Below are 17,999 nucleotides of genomic sequence, written 5' to 3'. Positions count from 1 at the left end.
CGTTATAAAATCGAGATGCCCCCAATGGCGCGTGCCACCTTCACTTCTCGATTTTCAGGGGATTTTCTTGCTTACCTTGCAGCCGCGCCAACGCGTGGGACATGACATCCTGCTTGCCCGCCACGGCAACAACATCAGCACCATGCGCTTCGACCGCGCCAACGACCGCATCATCGCGATGCTGGACGACGGCTCCTGGGACAGCGCGCCCAACATGATCTCGCCCAGCCTGGAAATGCCGGAGACCATTCGCAGCGTTTTCCGCAAGGACTGGCGCTTCCTGTCTGTGGCATGCGTGGCCATGCTCACCGTCGCCGCCGTCGCCATGGGCATCAGCGTGGAAATGGCGAACCACATGTCCACTACGGAACTCCAGGCCTTGCTGGTCAACTACCCGGCCTTCTAGCGGATTCCTGCGCCCTCGGCCGACTGCGACGGCGTGCTGCCGCCAGTTTCGCCGCTGGCGGGAGTGGCGTCGCCGTCGGTGACGGCGTGGCTGGTGATGGCGTCCCCGGTAATGGCGTCGCTGGTGATGGCGTCGTCGAAGTCCAGTGCCAGCTGATTCCCGGCCTTGCTGCGGCGAAGCACCAGCACAACCACTCCCACGGCAAGCCAGGCCGCGCCCAGCAGGTATGTAAACCAGGCAAGCGATGTCCACAGCCAGGCAATAGAGGCGAACCCCAGCAGCGGCAACACCAAATTCCGCAGGGTCCCCACCCCTCCCCGCTTCCGCATGTCAAAGAACAGCACCTTGATGGTTGCCAGGTTCACCACTGCGAAAGCAATCAGCGCCCCGAAGTTGATCATGAAGACGGCCTGCTCCAACGTGATGAAGAGGGCAACCAGCGAGACGGCCGAAACCGCCAAAGCAGCAACATATGGAGTGCGGAAACGCGGCTGGAGCCTGGCAAGGACGGAGGGCAGGATCCCGTCCCTTCCCATGGCGTAGATGACACGGCTGACGCTCATCTGGGCCGCAGTTCCGCACAGGACCAAGCCGCCGAGATTCACCACCACGAACACCACCATCAGCACATCTCCGCCGGCAGCCTGCATAAGTTCTGTTCCCGCGGCATCCAGGTTCTGAATAGTCCGCCACTCCGGTGCGATAAGGCTGCCGGCCACGGAAAACAGGGTGTAGCCCAGGCCAGCGAAGAGCGTGGAGAGGATGATGCCCCGAGGAACGTCCCTTTTGGGGTTCCGGGCTTCTTCAGACAAAGTGGACACGCCATCGAAGCCGAGGAAGGCAAAAGCCACAATTGCTGCTGCCGCCATAACCGGCGCTATCCCGCCGTCGCCAAGGCTAAGGGGGCGAACCACGCTTTCCAGCGATAGCTTCGGCGCGTTCAGGATCGCCAGGACAACGAAGACCAGGATCACCGCAACGGACGCGGACACCACCACGAAGTTCATCCTCTTGATCCAGCCGACTCCGATCACGCTAAAGAGGCCCACCGCCAGAAGGCAGAACAGGACGGCGAGCTGAGGGGGTATGCCGGGCAACAGGCTGTTGAGGTAGAGGCCGAATAGCAGGAAATTCACCATTGGCAGAAACAGGTAATCCAGCATCATCGCCCAACCCACCAAGAACCCCACAGGGTGGCCAAAAGCCCGCGAAGCGTACGCGTACGCCCCTCCGGTGACGGGGACGTGACGGGCCATCTGGCCGTAACTATGGGCCGTGAACAACATGGCCACCAACGCCGCGAGGTACGCTGCGGGCAAGTGCCCGTCGCTGATCTCGGTTCCGGCCCCGTAAACCGCCACGACCGACAGTATCCCCATGGACGTCAGGCCAAAGGCCACCAAAGATGGCAGCCCCAGGACACGCTTGAGGGTCGGTCCCCCGGAGGACCCTTCCGCTGCAGGCTTAGGTTTGGTGTTCATGGCGCTCTCCTCGATGCGATCTGCGTCACATAAATGAATGTTGTTCATTAGAGTAGGCGCCCAGCCTCGACTTGTACAGGTTTTGGTATGCCAAATCTTGCGGAGAGAGCGAAAAATGGGAGCGAGCACGGCTATCAAGCGCGGAACTGTGCCGGTGTTGACTGCCAACGTGTTTATTCGGGAGCTTTCGGTATACCATCATGAAATCAAACGACAGGAGTCCCATGAACACACTTTCTCTTCAATCGGAGTCACCTGCCCGTTCCACCGGCGGTCCCCTCCTGACTACGCCGGGGTTTGTCGACGCACACATTCACCCCGACAAAACGACCTGGGGATCGGGCTGGTTATCCCGTCAACCGGCGAACGATCTGGCGACCCTGATCCGCAATGACCTGCAAGCACAGCTTGCTGCCGGGGACAGCGTGGAGGAACGCGCCTTCGCCTTGATGCGGCAAGCTGTCCTCAACGGGACAATGGCCATGCGGGCTCACGTTGACGTCGGTTCGCAGATTGGCCTGAAGAACATCCATGGCGTCAGGGCTGCAGCGGAGCGGCTATCGTCAGTCCTGGATGTACAGATCGTCGCGTTCCCTCAGTTCGGTTTGCTGAGCAATCCCGGCACTGTGGAACTCATGGAGGCTTCGCTGGGAGAAGGAGCCGACGTAGTAGGCGGAATCGACCCGGAATCACTGGACGGCGACGTCCACGGTCATCTGGATGCTGTCTTCGGCCTGGCGGGAAGGCACAGCAGGGACGTGGACATCCACCTGCACGACACAGGAGCTGCAGGTTTGGCCCAGCTGCGGCTCATTGCGCAGCGGACCATGGCGGAGGGCATGCAGGGTCGAGTCACGGTGGGGCACGCCTTTGCCCTCTGCGACAGCAACCAGCCGGAGCTCGGGGCCACCTTGGATGTGATGGCTGAGGCAGGGATGTGGATGGCGACGTGCGCCCTGGGGGCCGACCCCGTGCCTGTCCTTGATGTCCTGGAGCACCATGGCGTCAGGGTTGCGCTCGGGTCGGACGGAGTACGGGATGCGTGGTCACCGTTTGGCACGGGCAGCATGGTGGACCGGATGCATCTGTTGGGTTACCGGACAGGGGCTCTAACGGACTCCGATTTGGAGCGGTGCTTCCGGATTGCCACCACGTCCGGGGCGGAGCTGTTGGATGCGCCTGCCATCAAGGAATTTACCGGAACCGCATCTGCGGACCGACTCGAGTTCCCTGCAGAGTCCATTCCCGAATTGGTTGTTGACCGGCCTTCTCCCCTGGCCGTCATCAGGAACGGCAAGGCGGTGACCAGGGAGTCGGTCGACTAAAGCATCAACCCACGCAACAGCCACCACAGGCCCGCAATAACAACGGCACCAAACAGAGAACCCACAACGACCTGCGCCAACGTGTGCGCACGCAACACCAAACGGGACCAACCCACTGCCGGTACCAGCAGGAGAAGCGGCAGCCACGCTGGTCCGAACATCAGGACGGCGATAACGACCGCGGCCGACAAGGCTGAGGCGTGCCCGCTCATCTTCCAAAAGGCGCTGACCACCGCCAAAACTGCGATGCCGCCGATCAGTGAAATGATCATCACGGAAACACTGGCCGGACCGTTCAGGAGCTGGAGCACTACCAGGCCCGCAACGACCGATACCAAGGCCATCAGCAGCAGGGCAGGTCGTTGACGCCGGTCGCTGACGTGGTGGTCGGTGATCCGGCCCAGCTTGACCATCACCAGAACATAGGCCAGCGGCACGACACACACGAAGAAAGCCCCGAGCAGGCCAAACCATATGGTCCCGGGGAAGCCGGGCTCCACCGCTGGACTGATCAGCAAAAGTACCAGGACAACGACCGGGGGTTGGAAGACCTCCGTCAGCACCCGTGCCACGGTCCGCCACGGTCCCGCCACCAGCTGGGGATGAACGTGGTCGGGCTCGCCGCCAGTGGTCGTGGCCGTGCGGGTAGCCGTTTCAGGCACACTGTTCCGATCAGTCAAGCAGCAGCGCCGGTTCTTCCAGGATGGCGGCGACATCTGCCATGAAACGAGCCGACAGGTCGCCGTCCACCACCCGGTGGTCGAAGGAACCGCCAAGCGTCGTGATCCAGCGCGGAATCACTTCGCCGTCCAGGACCCATGGCTTCTGCTTGATGGTTCCGAACGCGATGATTGCCACTTCGCCCGGGTTGATGATCGGAGTGCCGGTATCAATGCCTAGGGCGCCGATGTTGGTGACCGTCAGGCTTCCGCCCTGCATCTCCGCCGGTTGCGTCTTTCCCGCACGCGCCTTGGTGGCCAACTCGTTCAGCGCCAGCGCCAGCTCCTTGAGGGAGAGGTCCTGTGCATCCTTGATGTTGGGAACCATGAGCCCGCGCGGCGTCGCAGCAGCGATGCCGAGGTTCATGAAGTGTTTGACATGGATCTCAGCACCGCCCTTGCCGTCAGCGTTCTCCACCCACGTGGCATTCACGCTGGGATTGCGCGCCGCGGCCCAGATGACAGCCTTGGCCAGGATGAGCAGCGGAGACACTTTGATGCCTTCAAAGTCGCGCGAAACCTTGAGCCTCTTGACGAACTCCATGGTTCGGCTGGCATCCACATCCACGAAAATGCTCACGTGGGGTGCCGAGAACGCTGAATCCACCATGGCTTTGGCGGTGGCCTTGCGCACGCCCTTGACGGCCACACGTTCTATGCGCTGGTCCTGCGGTTTCTTCGACGCGCCCCAGAAGGAATCGGCCCGATCGTGCTCGGCATCGCGTTGCGCCTGGTAGCTCACCAGGTCCTCGCGGGTCACTTCTCCGCGTTGTCCGGTTGCGACGACATCAGCGAGGTCAATGCCCAGGTCACGGGCGAACTTACGGACAGGCGGCTTCGCCAGAACCCTGCTGACCAAGCCGCTGATGGTTCCGCCGATGGCCGCACCCCGTGAGGCGGCGGGCTGGGAAACGGCCGGTTGGGAGGCAGGAGTCTGCGGCGACGAAGATGCCGGCACCTGCGTGACAGGTTCGACGACGGCGCGTACCGGCGTCGTGCGGTGGGCGACCGGTGCTTCGGCTGCTTTGGCGGCCAGCAGCGCCTGGTTGTCCTGGACGGTGCCTTCCGCGTTCTCGGCAACCGTTACGGCCGGAACCACGGACCCTGCCGGGCGTTTGCGCGCACGACGTTTGACGGCGTCGGCCTTGGGCCCGGACCCTACCAGCGGACCGCCCGCGAGCCCTGAGTCAGAACTGTCGTCCGCAACAAGCTTTCCGTACGTGGGCGTGAAAACTTCCTCGGCGGCGGGGGCCTGGGCAGCCGCTACCGCATCGGTCGGCTGCCCTTGGGGCGCAGCACCGTCAAGGGTAGCGTCATCCGTTGCAGCGCCTTCCGAGACAGCGATGATCGCAGTCCCGACCTCCACCGTGATGCCTTCCTCCACCAGCAACTCAGTGACGGTACCGGCGAAGGGCGAAGGGAGTTCCACCAAGGACTTGGCGGTTTCGATCTCGCACAGGACATCGTTGATCGCAACGGTGTCGCCGGGCTTAACCTTCCAAGCCACGACCTCGGCCTCGGTCAGGCCTTCACCGACGTCCGGCAGGTTGAATTTCTTTACAGTCACAGTGGTCCTCGATTTCCGGTTACCCAGCGGCGAGCCGGGCTGGATCAGGGCGGTTTAGTAAGCCAGGGAGCGGTCGAGCGCTTCGAGGATCTTGTCGATGTCCGGCAAGTAATCCTCTTCCACCTTGGCAACGGGATACGGCATGTGGAATCCGCCGACCCGGATCACCGGGGCTTCGAGGTGCAGGAAGGCCCGTTCGCCGATCCGCGCAGCGATCTCCCCGCCGATGCCTCCAAAGGTGGGCGCTTCGTGGGCAACAATCAGGCGCCCGGTCTTCTTGACCGAAGCTTCCACAGTGTCAAAGTCCAGGGGCGAAATGGAACGCAGATCGATAACTTCCACGCTTCGACCGTCCTCCAAGGCAGCGTTGGCAGCTGCGAGGGCAACGGGGACCAAAGGTCCGTAGGCCACGATCGTGGCGTCGGTTCCCTCGCGAACTACGTGCGCCTTGAAGGGATCCTCGGACAGGCCGGCGTTCTCCACGTCCACCTCGCCCTTGAGCCAGTAGCGGCGCTTGGGTTCAAAGAAGATCACCGGGTCCTGGCATTCGATGGCTTTCTGGATCATCCAGAAAGCGTCGTGGGCATTGGACGGCGAAATGATCCGCAGACCGGCGGTGTGGGCGAACAGTGCCTCCGGAGACTCGGAGTGGTGTTCAATCGAGCCGATGCCGCCGCCGTACGGAATGCGGATAACGACGGGAACGGTGAGCTTGCCCAAGCTGCGGGAATGGATCTTGGCCAGCTGGGTGGTGATCTGGTTGAAGGCCGGATAAACGAACCCGTCAAACTGGATCTCGCAGACCGGGGAGTAGCCCCGGAGCGCCAAGCCGATGGCGGTGCCGACGATGCCGGACTCGGCCAGGGGGGTATCCAGGACACGATCATCGCCGAATTCCTTGATGAGACCGTCGGTCACTCGGTAGACGCCGCCCAAGTGCCCGATGTCCTCGCCCATCAGAAGCGATTTCGGATTCTTCGTCAGCGACGCACGGAGGCCCTCGTTGATGGCCTTCGCAATGGTCATGGTAGCCATCAGTTAGCTGTCTCCTCATCGCTTTCGAAGCCTGCCGAGTATTCCTCGAACCAGGCAAGTTCTTCCGCAATCAGCGGGTGCTGCTCCGCATAGACGTTGGCAAAGGCTTCACGGATGTCCGGTACTTCCAGGCCCTGGGTGGTGCTGCGGACGTACTTGGCCAGCTCGTCGCCGTCGGCGTCCACTTGGTCAAAGAATGCTTCGTCCGCGAGGCCCTCGGCACGCAGGTACTTCTCCAGGCGCTCCAGCGGATCCTTCTCGCGCCAGGCCGCTTCTTCCGCGGATTCCCGGTACTTGGTGGGGTCGTCGGCGGTGGTGTGCGCTCCCACCCGGTAGGTGTAGGCCTCGATCAGCACGGGGCCGCGTCCTTCGCGGGCGTGCTCGAGCGCCCATTCGGTGACGGCATGGACTGCGATGACGTCGTTGCCGTCCACACGGATGCCAGGGAAGCCGTATCCCTTGGCGCGGTTGGCCAGGGGCACCTTGGTCTGGACCTCAGTGGGCACGGAGATGGCCCAGTGGTTGTTCTGACAGAAGAAGACCACGGGAGCGTTGTAGGACGCAGCAAAGACCATGGACTCGTGGACATCGCCCTCGGAACTGGCACCGTCTCCAAAGTAGGCAATCACGGCAGCCTTGGAATCGGTGGAGTCCTGCGTAGCTGCAAGCTTCTGGTCCCGCTGGATACCCATGGCGTACCCCACTGCATGGAGGGTTTGCGCGGCCAAGACCAGGGTGTAGAGGTGGAAGTTGTTCTCTCGCGGATCCCAGCCACCGTTCGAAACACCCCGGAATTGCTTAAGCAGTTCGGCAAGATCCACGTTTCGGACCAGCGCAACGCCGTGCTCGCGGTAGGTCGGGAAGATGTAATCCTGCGACTGGCTTGCGTGGCCGGACCCAATCTGCGCGGCTTCCTGCCCCGTCAGTGGAACCCACAGGGCAAGTTCGCCCTGGCGCTGAAGTGCGGTAGCTTCCTGGTCGAAACGCCGGATTCTGGCCATGTCCGTGTAGAAAACGCGAAGTTTCTCAGGATCAATTCGCTTGGCGTAGTCGGAGAAAACCGGATCAGTGCCGAGCTTTCCGTCGGGCCCGAGCAACTGAACCATTTCGACTGGTTCGCCTGGCGCGGCCGCTGCCGCGGTGGTTGCCGCGAGAGTTTCTTCCGTCCCGGGGGGCAGTTGTGTCGAGCCCATTCCGTCTCCTTGCTTGCCGTTGGCGGGGCGCCAGGCAATGTCTGTCGCTGGGATATATGCCCGTTCCGGAATGCATTCCGGAACGGGCATACTTTTGGCTTTCGTCCCTTACTTTATCCGCAGTAAGTAACGGAGGCGCATTTGTTAACCGCTAGGAACCGTGCGGCGCCTTTGTATAACTCGCACAGAGATTCAGGAATCGGGTATTGGCCTCAACCTCGCCAATGCTTACCCGGACTCCTTCATTGGCGAAGGCTCGGACCGACAGCGCCTGTTCCGCCGCCAACGCCGCAAAATCAGCACTATTTTCGCCGAGATTCAACCAAACGAAGTTGCCTTGGGCTTCAGGGACGAACCAGCCCAATTCCTTCAGCCCGGCAGAAACGCGGTCGCGCTCCTCCACAAGGCTTTGTACCCTTTCCACAACCTGGTCGAAATGCTCGATCGACGTCACGGCTGCGCGCTCCGCAATTTGCGAAACAGCGAAGGGAGTCGCGGTAACCCTGAGGTGCTGGGTCAGCGACGGACCTGAAACGCTGTATCCCACACGCAATCCAGCTAAACCGTGCGCTTTGGAGAAGGTCCTCAGCACTACGACGTTCGGGTATTTCCGGTACAGCTTGATTCCGTCCACCGCATCACCGTCGCGGACGAACTCCTGGTAGGCCTCATCGATCACCACCACCACGTTTGAAGGAACGGATTGGATGAAGCGCTCCGTTTCCTCTGCGGTGAGGATCGGCCCAGTGGGGTTGTTCGGAGTGCAAAGCAGGATGACTTTTGTGCGCACTGTAACCGCAGAAGCCATGGTGTCGAGATCGTGCCGACCATCTGCCAGCAACGGTATCTGGACACTGGCGGCGCCGGCGAGACCTACGCAAATGGGGTAGGCCTCAAAGGAACGCCACGCGTAGATGACTTCATCCGGCTTCCCGTCGTCGTTTTGTCCGGCAAAGGTGGCGAGGATCTGGTTCAGCGCGCCAAGGCTGCCCGCACCCGTGACAACATCGTCAGCGGGGACGTCAAGGAATCCGGCCAGGGCGTTACGGAGCTTTGTGGCCAGCGGATCCGGGTAGCGGTTGATATCGGACTGGTCGGCAATGGCCTGCAACACTGCAGGAATCGGCGGCAGCGGGTTTTCGTTGGACGACAATTTGTAGCTGGTGAGGCCCTCAATCGGGGCTGGTGGTTTACCTGCCGCGTATTTAGGGAGCCTGTCTACGACCGGACGAGGGATTACGCCCTCCGGTGCGTTGTCAGTAGTAGTCATGGCCTCAAGCCTACTTGCCCAACCGTGGGAGATGCCGAGCCCTTTAACAGGTCCGTGTGAAAGCATGGGGCCATGGGTTCATTCATTATTCGCGTCCTGATCAACGGGCTCGCCCTCTGGGTAGCCACGTGGTTGTTGGATGGCATGGACATCACCACCAACGCCACCGAGAAGGCTGCCACGAACGCGGGACTGACCCAAGGGGCAGACACAGCAGGCATCGTCCTGGCGTATTTGTTCATCGGACTGATTTTCGGTGTGGTGAACGCCTTTGTCCGGCCCCTGGTGAGGCTGCTGTCCCTTCCGGTGACCATCCTGACACTTGGCCTGTTCACCATCGTCATCAATGCCGCGATGCTGTACCTGACGGCTTGGCTTAGCAGCTTTACCCCAGTACACCTCACCCTTGACTCCTTCTTCTGGACCGCCATTCTGGCCTCAATCATCATCAGCATCATTTCCATGGTGGCCGGACTCATCCCTGGAGCCCGGAAACGCTAAATACAGGCCGGATTACCGTGCTCCGGCCGCCGTTTTCGCCTCCCTGAGCGTTGGTGGCGCGTCCGGGTTTATGTCCGATGACGGTAACGGCAGGGGCGCCCTTGTCAGTTTGTAACGGGTGACCTTCGCTGCCCCGCCGGCCCCTACGACGCCAGCGAATACCGCGGTGGAGGCCATCAGGGATGCGTCATGGCTTGCACCCACCAAATCCGCACCTTCCGCGTAGTACTCCTGGTTGTGCCCTGGCCCGAGTCCTAGCCCTTCCCCCTCGGGCGTCCTTACCTCGTTGTTGAGCGTTACCGTGACCCTGTCCTTCGTGTCCGGATTCATCCGGCCGTCAGTGCCGGGAACCCAGTCCTGGGCATGTTCCAAATGCAGAGAACTGATTCCAGGTTCAGTTGTGATCCCCCCAACGGGTGCTCCGGCCGTCAGCACGTACTTGAGGTCGAATTCACTGAGGAACGCCTTGTTCTGGCCGAGGTTCATGGCATGGATCCCTCCTTGGCTATGCCCCACGGCGACGACCTGGTCTCCAGTCCCGGCACCAGCTTCGTGGAGTGCTTGGCTTACGGCCGGGATGATCGCTTCAGAGTCGTAACCCAGCCCTTCCCCGATTCCCTGCATATCGAAAGGGTTGGTGGCCGCGGAATCGGGTTGGGTGCCGGGAATCAGGACCATCCATGTTGTCTGGCCATTGTTCCCAAGGCGGATGATCTCGATCTCGCCGTCTCCCCGGGCATGGAGCTGCTCCAGCCGGCGGAGGCTCGCCCCCATGGTCGGCTCCACGTTCTCCACAGTTTCGGTGGTTCTTTCCACGCTCACAGGCCTCGGGCGCATGTCAGGACCGACCGGCGACTCAAGGACATTCCGCACAGCCCCACGCGTTCCAAGCCAAAACGGCACAATGGCTGATGCGAGATCGCTCGTCATTTCCCGGCCCGGGGGCCAGGGCGGGCTGGACAAACGCATCTCCTCAATGCTGAGGATCCGCGGAAGCGCGGCCTTGGCTTCCGCCTCGACATAGTCCCGGTGGCTCGCCCGCACATCGGAACTGACGTCCACCAGTTCCTGGCGCACTCGCCCCACGTCCTTTCGGCTATCGGCCACCGCATTGATGGCCTCGCAGCCGGAACCATAGGAGTCGTAGAGGAAGGGCTCCAAATCATCCTGGACACGACGCGTCTCCTCCTCGATCCGAAGAAGTTGTTGTACCAAATCATCAAGCTGGCTGGCGCCCCTCAGCAGTTCCTCCAGTTGGAACGACACCCCACCTACACCGCCCCTGATGGCGAGGGGTCCGTCGGGAGCAGGCGGCACGGGCCTCGGAGCTTCATCGGCACCCACCGGAGCTGCGTCGGACATCAAGGACCCCTCTCGCCCGAGACGGACACGTTCCGCGAGTGCCGGAGAACCAGGGCCGCCGCGGAATCCAACGACTCCCGGGCGCGCATGAGCGCAGACGCGTGCACCGCAATAGTGGTCCGGTAGGCGCGTCCGGCCGGGGACAGCCAGTGGTCCAGCTGCGCGCGTCGCAGTGTTGCCAGGACAGCATCTGCTTGGTCAACGCAAGCCTTGATTCGCCATGCGAGCCTCTGGACTTCATGGCTACGGGACGCGCATTCCAGGGAATCGAAAACCGGCGGGTTGGCTGCAGGCATCAAGCCGACGCTCATGTCCTTGTTCTCCCTTGATTGGTTGGGCTGATCGGTTGGTACGACGCTACGGAGCGGCACCACCTGGCGGAAGCGCCGCCGTCGTGTATGTGGATAACCCGAAGGGCTGTCCACATAGCCCCGTCACCAACTCCCGGCCTCCGTGCCGGGCATGAAAGAATAGGCATCATGGCTGAATCCCCTCGCGTGTCCCTCGCTTCCGAACCCCTCGCCCTTGGCCCCCTTGACGGCCGCTACCGTGCCGCCGTCGCGCCCCTCGTCGACTACCTGTCCGAGGCGGCCCTGAACCGCGATCGCGTTCACGTCGAAGTCGAGTGGCTGATCCACCTGACCAGCCAGTCGGTATTGCCGGGCGCCGGTCCCCTGTCGGACGAACAGAACGCCAAGCTGCGCGCCATCGTTAGCGAATTCGACGCCGCCTCGGTCAACGAGCTTGCCGAAATCGAGGCCGTCACTGTCCACGACGTCAAGGCTGTCGAGTACTACATCGCCCGCCGCCTGCCCGCCATCGGCATTGAGCACCTGACGGCCATGGTGCACTTCGGCTGCACGTCCGAGGACGTCAACAACCTCTCCTACGCCGTAGGCATCAAGGGTGCGGTGGAGAACGTGTGGCTGCCCAATGCCACAGCCCTCGTCCAGCAGATCGAGGCCATGGCGGAAGCGAACCGCTCGGTTCCCATGCTGTCGCGCACCCACGGCCAGCCAGCTACGCCCACCACGCTCGGCAAGGAACTGGCCGTCATTGCGCACCGCCTGAACCGCCAGCTGGCACGTATCGCCAAGACCGAATACCTGGGCAAGATCAACGGCGCTACCGGCACCTACGCCGCCCACGTCGCCTCCGTCCCGGGTGCGGACTGGGAAGGCGTCGCCAAGTCGTTCGTGGAAGGCCTCGGGCTCACTTGGAACCCGCTGACCACCCAGATCGAAAGCCACGACTGGCAGGCTGAGCTCTACGCAGACATTGCACGGTTCAACCGCATCCTGCACAACGTCTGCACGGACATCTGGAGCTACATCTCCATCGGCTACTTCCGCCAGATCCCGGTTGCGGGCGCCACAGGTTCCTCGACCATGCCGCACAAGGTCAACCCGATCCGCTTCGAGAACGCCGAAGCCAACCTTGAGATCTCCAACGGCCTTTTGGACACCCTGGCAGCAACGCTGGTTACTTCCCGCTGGCAGCGCGACCTCACGGATTCCTCCTCCCAGCGCAACATCGGGGTGGCCTTCGGGCACTCGCTGCTTGCGATCTCCAACGTGGCCAAGGGCCTCAAGGCACTCGACGTGGCCGAGGAAGTCCTCGCAGGCGACCTCGACACCAACTGGGAAGTGCTCGGCGAAGCCATCCAGATGGTCATGCGTGCAGAGGCCATTGCCGGTGTTGAAGGCATGGAAAACCCGTATGAACGCCTCAAGGACCTCACCCGCGGCCAGCGCGTGGACGGTGCCCGCATGCAGGAATTCGTGCAAGGCCTGGGCCTCTCAGCCGACGCCGAAGCACGCCTGCTGGCACTGACCCCGGGTAAGTACACAGGCATCGCCGACAAACTCGTGGACCACCTGCAGTAAGTGGATCACTTGCGGTAAAGCGGAACGCACGACGACGGCGGGCCGGGGCTGGGTGCCTCGGCCCGCCGTCGGCGTTTAACGCGTCGTGGGCGTATCAGTGGGCAGGCGGAAGAGCGCTCCTTCCCAGTTGTTTTCCTCAGCATCCCGTCCAAGGGTTCGAGACACGGCGTGTCGGGCTTTGGCCGGGCTCATGCAGCTGATTGGCTTGAAGCAACCGGGCAGGAGCGCAGCCAGTCCACACCCGAACAGCTAGACGTAGAGGAGCGGAGCGGCCATGAAGCTCCTGTTGATCAGGCACGGACAGACCCCCGGAAATGTTGCTGGCCAGTTGGACACGGCTTTTCCTGGACCTGGCCTGACCGAACTTGGGGAGCGACAGGCGGCTGCGTTGCCGGCTGCGTTGGCGGGCGAAGGCATTGAGGCCCTTTACACCTCCACCCTGCTGCGGACCCAGCGGACCGTGGCACCCTTGGCGAAGGCTACAGGCTTGGAACCGGAGATCCTGGAGGGCGTCCACGAAATCGAAGCCGGCGCCCTCGAGAAGAAGAGCGACCACGAATCGCACATGCGCTACATGGGCACAGTCTTTGCCTGGACGGACGGCGACCTGGACGTGCGCATGCCGGGAGCTTTCAACGGCCATGACTTCTTCGCCCGCTTCGATGCTTCGGTTGAAAAAGTTGCCGCCGCAGGGCATTCGACAGCTGTGATCGTCAGCCACGGTGCCGCGATCCGCTGCTGGGCGGGACGACGGGCAACGGACATCGACACCGTGTTCGCCGAAACGCACCAGCTCCCAAACACGGGAATCGTCGCGCTTGAAGGCGACCCGGAGAACGGCTGGAAAGTCCTTCACTGGGACCAGATGCCGGTGGGCGGTATGGCCCTTTCAGACCAAACCGCCGAGGACCCCACGGGCGAAGCTCTTCAACCCTGATCTGACACTGCGAGGCCTGCTCTTCACCCTAAAACCACTCCGAAAGGTGCAGACCGGGCCCCGCAACGCGGCAGCCAGCATTTCTCCCGACGCTTACGCGCAGGAAACACCGTGGTAACCACCGCTCCTTAGGCTTGAGACGCATAGACACCTCCGACGAACCCGGCGAATTGAGGCAGAAATGCAGACCAACCCACGGCTCAACATCCGGCAGGTCACGTGGGCCAACCCCGTGGGCGCCGACCTCCGGGCCGCACAGCAAGCCGAATTGGACTCCCGTTTCGGTAGCACCGACCATGAGCCAGGACCACCGCCGTCGGAAGCGGACACTGCGGTGTTCGTGGTGGCTTATGAGAAATGCTCAGGCCAGCCCTTGGGCTGCGGTGGGCTCAGGATGCTGGACGAGAACACGGCCGAAATCAAGAGGTTGTACGTGGTCCCTTATGCCCGTGGTTCGGGAGTGGCAAGCTCCATCCTGGCGGCGCTCGAAGCCCAGGCCCACTCCCACGGATTCACCGTGATCGCGGCGGAGGCGGGGTCGGCCCAATCGGATGGCCGGAGCTTCTACGAAAGCGCCGGGTTCGCGGCCGTGCCCAATTTTGGTCCGTATGTGGGCGTCGACGAGTCCTACTGCTACTCCAAGCGGCTTGATTCGCACAGTGCCTCGCACACGGCGATGGCGTGAGCGGAGCCGCGTAGCTAAGCAACATCAAGCGGAGTCGGCGGCAGTTCGATAATCTCGGGATATGGAAAAAGCAGACATCACCTTTCGCACCCGCAAATGGGTGCGGCCCGAGGACCTCAACGCCAACGGCACACTCTTCGGTGGCAGCCTGCTGAAGTGGATCGATGAAGAGGCAGCGATCTATGCCATCCTCCAGCTGGGCAACGGCCGGGCGGTCACGAAGTACATTTCGGAGATCAACTTTGTGAGCTCCGCGGTCCAGGGTGACCTCATCGAGATGGGCCTGACGGCGAAGCGTTTCGGCCGTACCTCGCTGACCATGCGCGCGGAAGTCCGCAACATGATCACCCGTCAGGCCATCTTGACCATCGAGGAAATTGTCTTCGTGAACCTTGGCGCCGATGGCCGTCCCCAGCCGCACGGTTACACCGAAATCACATACGACCGGGACCGCATCCCAACCCACCACCTGACGGAGACGCTCGACGAAGACTGACGGGCCGGCGTCCTCCACTGCGGGGGAGAACCCGTTGAACCCGACGGCCGCAGACGGTAGAACGGTGGGATGAGCGACGTAAACGCATGGATGGATCTGTACCTGCAAGCGTGGACCTCGAATGAGCCCGACGATATCCGGGCCATGTTCACCGAGGACGCCGTCTACTACGACCGGCCAAACACCGAGAAACCGTGGCACGGGCATGATGAGATCGTTCAGCACTGGTCCGGCGATTCGGCCGATCAGCCGGAGGACTGGACGTTTGAATGGACTCTCCTGGGCCAGGACGGAGACACAGCGTTCGTCCAGGGCCTCACCACGTACCTCAACGGCGACCCCACGTACGACAACCTCTGGGTCATCCGCTTCGCCGACGACGGCCGTGCCCGCGAATTCACCGAGTGGTACATGGCCCGGAAGTAGTCCCGTCAGTAGCTCTCGCGCTCGGCCGTTTCGGGAACCGGGATGAACGTTGAAGCGAACCCTTCGGACGCCCTCGCCAGCACCGCAACGTCGGCGCCGACCAGCACAAAGGAGGCACCGGCGTCGAGGTAGGCGTGGGCGGTATCGGGGTTGAAGGCGTTCACGCCGGCAGGCTTACCGGCCGCTTTGGCGGCTTCAAGGCAATGCTCGACGACGGCCCTCACCAACGGGTTTTCCTGCTGTCCCAGCAACCCCATGGAGGCGGCTAGATCCGAGGGCCCCAGGAAGATGCCGTCGACGCCGTCGACGGCCAGGATCTCCTCCACAGCCGATGCCGCAGCTTCGGATTCGATCTGGACCGTGAGGCTGATGGAATTCGACGCGGAGCCAAGGTAGTCGGGAACACGGTTCCAGCGCGAGGAACGGGCCAAGGCGGATCCCACGCCGCGGACCCCATGCGGCGGATACCTCACCGCAGCAACGGCGGCAGACGCCTCGAACGCCGAGTTCACCATGGGCACCATGAGGTTCTGCACGCCGAGGTCCAGGTATTGCTTGATGACCACGGTGTCGTTCACCGGCGGCCGGACCATGGCCTGGACGGGGTATCCGCTGACGGCATGCAGCTGGGCGAGGATCGATTCGAGGCCGTTGGGGCTGTGCTCGGCGTCGATCAGCACCCAATCAAGCCCGGACCCGGCGCAGATTTCCGCTACCAATGGACTGCCGGAGCACACCCACATGCCGGCGAGTGGACGGCCGGCGGAAGCAAGGGCCGAATAAAAGGTAGGGCTCAGCTGAAGTGACATGTCACAACTCCCAACGGTCCATAGTCCGCGTGAACGGTATCCCCTTTGTACACCCACAACGGCCTGGTAAACGAGCCCGCCAGGATGATATCTCCGGCCTTCATCGAGTCCCCGTGCGCGGCGATCTTGTTGGCCAACCAGTGCACCCCGTTGGCCGGGTGATCGAGCACTCCGGCAGCGACCCCGGTCTCTTCCACGGTCTGGTTTTTGTAGAGGATCGCCGACACCCAGCGGAGGTCGACGGCGTCGGGACGCACCGGCCGCCCACCGATCACCATCGCACCCATGGCGGCGTTGTCAGAGATGGTGTCCACGATGGTCCGGCCCTCCATTTCGATCCTGGAGTCCAGGATTTCGAGGGCCGGAACCACGTAGTCGGTGGCGTTGAGGACGTCGAAGATGGTGCAGCCCGGCCCCTTCAAGGCACTCTTCAGCACGAAGGCCAACTCCACTTCCACCCGCGGATGCGTGTACCGGTCCCATTCCACGGAGCACCCGGTTTCGAGGACCATGTCATCAAAAATGGCTCCGTAGTCGGGTTCGGTAATGCCCGTGGCGGCCTGCATGGCTTTGGACGTGAGGCCGATCTTGCGCCCTACCAGCGTCCGGCCTGCTTCCTCGTTCCGTTGCCGCCACAACTGCTGTACGGCGTAGGAATCCTCCACCGTCATCTCCGGGTGGCGTGCGGTCAGGCGCGGCACCGGCTTGCGGTTGCGGTTCGCCTCAAGGAGTTCGTCGGCAATGGCTTCGATCGTCTTCGCGTCCATCATGGTTTAGACCTGAGCTCCCAGCTTGAAGCCTTCGGCGGCCTCGCCGGACGCACCCTCGGGGCGGGTGTAGGAGAAGCCGTCGGCGCCTACGGTGACTGCCATCTCGGACTTGTCTTCGCGTTCAATAATGGGCTGCGGGTTGCCGTCGAGGTCCAGGACCAGGGAGGCCTCGGTGTACCAGGACGGGACGACGGGGTTGCCCCACCAGTCCCGGCGCTGGTTGTCGTGGACGTCCCACGTGACGGTGGGGTTGTCCGGGTCGCCGGTGTAGTAATCCTGGGTGTAGATCTCCACGCGGTGCCCGTCCGGGTCAAGGATGTAGAGGTAGAAAGCGTTGGACACACCGTGGCGTCCGGGGCCGCGTTCGATCCTGTCGGAGATGCGCAGGGCGCCCATCTTGTCGCAGATCTGGATGATGTTGTGCTTCTCGTGGGTGGAGAACGCGATGTGGTGCAGGCGCGGCCCGTTGCCGCCGGTCAGGGCGGTGTCGTGCACGGTCTGCTTGCGGTGCATCCACGCAGCGTACGTGACGCCGTCGGAGTCCTTGATGTCCTCAGAGACGCGGAAGCCGAGGTCCTCCAGGTACTTCCGGCCGCGGGGAACGTCGGGGGTGACCTGGTTGAAATGGTCCAGCCGGACCAGTTCTCCGGCGGAGTAGAGGTCATAGCGCTGGGTGAGGCGCTCGACGTGCTCGACGTCGTAGAAGAACTCGTACGGGAAGCCCAAGGGATCTTCCACGCGGACGGAGTCGCCCACACCCTTGGTGAAGCCTTCCTTGCGGCGCTCCACCCGGCAGCCGAGTTCGCGGTAGTAGGCCTCGGCGGCGTCGACCTCGGCCGGGGACTTCACGCGGTAGGCGAAGGCAGCGGCTGCGGCGACCGGGCCCTTGCGGAGGACCAGGTTGTGGTGGATGAACTCCTCGAAGGAGCGCAGGTAGATGGTGTTCTCGTCTTCTTCGGTGACGTGCAGGCCCAGGAGGTCCACGTAGAAAGCACGGGACTTGGCGAGGTCCGTGACCACGAGTTCCAGGTACGCGCAGCGGACAATGTCCGGAGCAGGAACCGTGGGAGTGGGGATGGGGCCGGTAAAGGGGTTGCTCATGGGAATCTCTCTTCGTTGAAAGGTCTGGTG

19 protein-coding genes are annotated in these 17,999 nt (G+C 62.6%); 8 read left to right on the top strand and 11 right to left on the bottom strand.

Annotated elements, in window-relative coordinates; genetic code table 11:
* The first annotated feature begins 94 nt into the window (after positions 1-94).
* The gene (locus tag NEK97_RS15770) at positions 95-406 is read left to right on the top strand and encodes a hypothetical protein (protein ID WP_235521227.1); all 312 of its coding nucleotides are present in this window, start codon (positions 95-97) and stop codon (positions 404-406) included.
* Here NEK97_RS15770 and NEK97_RS15765 read toward each other — a convergent pair.
* The gene (locus NEK97_RS15765; protein WP_257370748.1) at positions 403-1,887 is read right to left on the bottom strand and encodes an APC family permease; all 1,485 of its coding nucleotides are present in this window, start codon (positions 1,885-1,887) and stop codon (positions 403-405) included. The two genes, NEK97_RS15770 and NEK97_RS15765, sit on opposite strands and share 4 nt — an antisense overlap.
* Positions 1,888-2,111: 224 nt before the next feature.
* On the opposite strand from NEK97_RS15765, the gene NEK97_RS15760 reads away from it, so the two are divergent.
* Positions 2,112-3,212 (top strand): amidohydrolase, encoded by a 1,101-nt coding sequence (locus tag NEK97_RS15760; protein ID WP_257370746.1) that lies wholly within the window; start codon positions 2,112-2,114, stop codon positions 3,210-3,212.
* Here NEK97_RS15760 and NEK97_RS15755 read toward each other — a convergent pair.
* The 5 genes from NEK97_RS15755 to NEK97_RS15735 all read right to left on the bottom strand — a co-directional run bounded on the left by NEK97_RS15755 (position 3,209) and on the right by NEK97_RS15735 (position 8,996).
* Positions 3,209-3,805, bottom strand: a complete 597-nt coding sequence (locus NEK97_RS15755; RefSeq protein WP_235521228.1) for a phosphatase PAP2 family protein — start codon at positions 3,803-3,805, stop codon at positions 3,209-3,211. The two genes, NEK97_RS15760 and NEK97_RS15755, sit on opposite strands and share 4 nt — an antisense overlap.
* A gap of 79 nt (positions 3,806-3,884) precedes the next feature.
* Positions 3,885-5,498: a dihydrolipoamide acetyltransferase family protein gene (locus tag NEK97_RS15750; protein ID WP_257370745.1), complete on the bottom strand. Its 1,614-nt coding sequence runs from the start codon at positions 5,496-5,498 to the stop codon at positions 3,885-3,887.
* Positions 5,499-5,552: 54 nt separating this feature from the next.
* Complete coding sequence (locus tag NEK97_RS15745) at positions 5,553-6,533, bottom strand: alpha-ketoacid dehydrogenase subunit beta (protein WP_257370744.1); 981 nt, start codon at positions 6,531-6,533, stop codon at positions 5,553-5,555.
* Positions 6,533-7,726 carry a pyruvate dehydrogenase (acetyl-transferring) E1 component subunit alpha gene (gene pdhA, locus NEK97_RS15740; RefSeq protein WP_257370743.1) on the bottom strand — a complete coding sequence of 398 codons (1,194 nt, stop codon included), beginning with the start codon at positions 7,724-7,726 and terminating at the stop codon, positions 6,533-6,535. The genes NEK97_RS15745 and pdhA overlap by 1 nt, the downstream gene beginning before the upstream one ends.
* Positions 7,727-7,877: 151 nt before the next feature.
* Positions 7,878-8,996 (bottom strand): histidinol-phosphate transaminase, encoded by a 1,119-nt coding sequence (locus NEK97_RS15735; RefSeq protein WP_257370742.1) that lies wholly within the window; start codon positions 8,994-8,996, stop codon positions 7,878-7,880.
* A gap of 72 nt (positions 8,997-9,068) precedes the next feature.
* On the opposite strand from NEK97_RS15735, the gene NEK97_RS15730 reads away from it, so the two are divergent.
* Positions 9,069-9,497 carry a phage holin family protein gene (locus NEK97_RS15730; RefSeq protein WP_257370741.1) on the top strand — a complete coding sequence of 143 codons (429 nt, stop codon included), beginning with the start codon at positions 9,069-9,071 and terminating at the stop codon, positions 9,495-9,497.
* Between the two features lie 12 nt (positions 9,498-9,509).
* Here NEK97_RS15730 and NEK97_RS15725 read toward each other — a convergent pair whose 3' ends face one another.
* Together NEK97_RS15725 and NEK97_RS15720 are read right to left on the bottom strand one after the other, a co-directional pair.
* Positions 9,510-10,859, bottom strand: a complete 1,350-nt coding sequence (locus NEK97_RS15725; RefSeq protein ID WP_257370740.1) for a hypothetical protein — start codon at positions 10,857-10,859, stop codon at positions 9,510-9,512.
* The gene (locus tag NEK97_RS15720) at positions 10,859-11,170 is read right to left on the bottom strand and encodes a hypothetical protein (RefSeq protein ID WP_257370739.1); all 312 of its coding nucleotides are present in this window, start codon (positions 11,168-11,170) and stop codon (positions 10,859-10,861) included. The genes NEK97_RS15725 and NEK97_RS15720 overlap by 1 nt, the downstream gene beginning before the upstream one ends.
* 168 nt (positions 11,171-11,338) lie before the next feature.
* Here NEK97_RS15720 and purB point away from each other — a divergent pair, with 168 nt between their 5' ends.
* The 5 genes from purB (at position 11,339) to NEK97_RS15695 (ending at position 15,289) form a co-directional block, all read left to right on the top strand.
* Positions 11,339-12,745, top strand: a complete 1,407-nt coding sequence (gene purB, locus NEK97_RS15715) for an adenylosuccinate lyase (RefSeq protein ID WP_257370738.1) — start codon at positions 11,339-11,341, stop codon at positions 12,743-12,745.
* A gap of 274 nt (positions 12,746-13,019) precedes the next feature.
* The gene (locus NEK97_RS15710) at positions 13,020-13,682 is read left to right on the top strand and encodes a histidine phosphatase family protein (RefSeq protein ID WP_257370737.1); all 663 of its coding nucleotides are present in this window, start codon (positions 13,020-13,022) and stop codon (positions 13,680-13,682) included.
* 181 nt (positions 13,683-13,863) lie between these two features.
* Positions 13,864-14,367, top strand: coding sequence for a GNAT family N-acetyltransferase (locus NEK97_RS15705; protein WP_211710764.1), 504 nt, complete (start codon positions 13,864-13,866; stop codon positions 14,365-14,367).
* A gap of 61 nt (positions 14,368-14,428) precedes the next feature.
* Positions 14,429-14,863: an acyl-CoA thioesterase gene (locus tag NEK97_RS15700; RefSeq protein ID WP_159706417.1), complete on the top strand. Its 435-nt coding sequence runs from the start codon at positions 14,429-14,431 to the stop codon at positions 14,861-14,863.
* A gap of 69 nt (positions 14,864-14,932) precedes the next feature.
* Positions 14,933-15,289 (top strand): nuclear transport factor 2 family protein, encoded by a 357-nt coding sequence (locus NEK97_RS15695; RefSeq protein ID WP_235521146.1) that lies wholly within the window; start codon positions 14,933-14,935, stop codon positions 15,287-15,289.
* A 5-nt stretch (positions 15,290-15,294) separates the two neighbouring features.
* On the opposite strand, the gene NEK97_RS15690 is transcribed toward NEK97_RS15695, so the two are convergent.
* The 3 genes from NEK97_RS15690 to hpaD are packed head-to-tail and all read right to left on the bottom strand — an operon-like array spanning position 15,295 to position 17,969.
* A complete protein-coding gene (locus NEK97_RS15690; protein ID WP_235521148.1) occupies positions 15,295-16,098 on the bottom strand; it encodes an HpcH/HpaI aldolase/citrate lyase family protein in 804 nt (267 codons plus the stop codon).
* On the bottom strand, positions 16,083-16,868 hold the full coding sequence (gene hpaH, locus NEK97_RS15685) for a 2-oxo-hept-4-ene-1,7-dioate hydratase (RefSeq protein WP_257370735.1): 786 nt from the start codon (positions 16,866-16,868) through the stop codon (positions 16,083-16,085). Before hpaH ends, NEK97_RS15690 begins: the two co-directional genes overlap by 16 nt.
* Positions 16,869-16,871: 3 nt before the next feature.
* On the bottom strand, positions 16,872-17,969 hold the full coding sequence (gene hpaD / locus NEK97_RS15680) for a 3,4-dihydroxyphenylacetate 2,3-dioxygenase (protein ID WP_257370733.1): 1,098 nt from the start codon (positions 17,967-17,969) through the stop codon (positions 16,872-16,874).
* Between the last annotated feature and the right edge of the window lie 30 nt (positions 17,970-17,999).

Source organism: Paenarthrobacter sp. UW852, assembly GCF_024608385.1.
Taxonomy (GTDB): Bacteria; Actinomycetota; Actinomycetes; order Actinomycetales; family Micrococcaceae; genus Arthrobacter.
Note: the sequence above shows the minus strand (reverse complement) of the source record. Positions and strands in the feature narration are given on the sequence as shown.

Bases quoted from the DNA above. Each gene is read 5' to 3' on its own strand.
- pdhA (WP_257370743.1), bottom strand. From the start codon at position 7,726: ATGGGCTCGACACAACTGCCCCCCGGGACGGAAGAAACTCTCGCGGCA.
- NEK97_RS15705 (WP_211710764.1), top strand. From the start codon at position 13,864: ATGCAGACCAACCCACGGCTCAACATCCGGCAGGTCACGTGGGCCAAC.
- NEK97_RS15760 (WP_257370746.1), top strand. From the start codon at position 2,112: ATGAACACACTTTCTCTTCAATCGGAGTCACCTGCCCGTTCCACCGGC.
- hpaD (WP_257370733.1), bottom strand. From the start codon at position 17,969: ATGAGCAACCCCTTTACCGGCCCCATCCCCACTCCCACGGTTCCTGCT.
- NEK97_RS15700 (WP_159706417.1), top strand. From the start codon at position 14,429: ATGGAAAAAGCAGACATCACCTTTCGCACCCGCAAATGGGTGCGGCCC.
- NEK97_RS15725 (WP_257370740.1), bottom strand. From the start codon at position 10,859: ATGTCCGACGCAGCTCCGGTGGGTGCCGATGAAGCTCCGAGGCCCGTG.
- NEK97_RS15730 (WP_257370741.1), top strand. From the start codon at position 9,069: ATGGGTTCATTCATTATTCGCGTCCTGATCAACGGGCTCGCCCTCTGG.
- NEK97_RS15745 (WP_257370744.1), bottom strand. From the start codon at position 6,533: ATGGCTACCATGACCATTGCGAAGGCCATCAACGAGGGCCTCCGTGCG.
- NEK97_RS15735 (WP_257370742.1), bottom strand. From the start codon at position 8,996: ATGACTACTACTGACAACGCACCGGAGGGCGTAATCCCTCGTCCGGTC.
- NEK97_RS15690 (WP_235521148.1), bottom strand. From the start codon at position 16,098: ATGTCACTTCAGCTGAGCCCTACCTTTTATTCGGCCCTTGCTTCCGCC.
- NEK97_RS15720 (WP_257370739.1), bottom strand. From the start codon at position 11,170: ATGAGCGTCGGCTTGATGCCTGCAGCCAACCCGCCGGTTTTCGATTCC.
- hpaH (WP_257370735.1), bottom strand. From the start codon at position 16,868: ATGATGGACGCGAAGACGATCGAAGCCATTGCCGACGAACTCCTTGAG.
- NEK97_RS15695 (WP_235521146.1), top strand. From the start codon at position 14,933: ATGAGCGACGTAAACGCATGGATGGATCTGTACCTGCAAGCGTGGACC.
- NEK97_RS15710 (WP_257370737.1), top strand. From the start codon at position 13,020: ATGAAGCTCCTGTTGATCAGGCACGGACAGACCCCCGGAAATGTTGCT.
- purB (WP_257370738.1), top strand. From the start codon at position 11,339: ATGGCTGAATCCCCTCGCGTGTCCCTCGCTTCCGAACCCCTCGCCCTT.
- NEK97_RS15765 (WP_257370748.1), bottom strand. From the start codon at position 1,887: ATGAACACCAAACCTAAGCCTGCAGCGGAAGGGTCCTCCGGGGGACCG.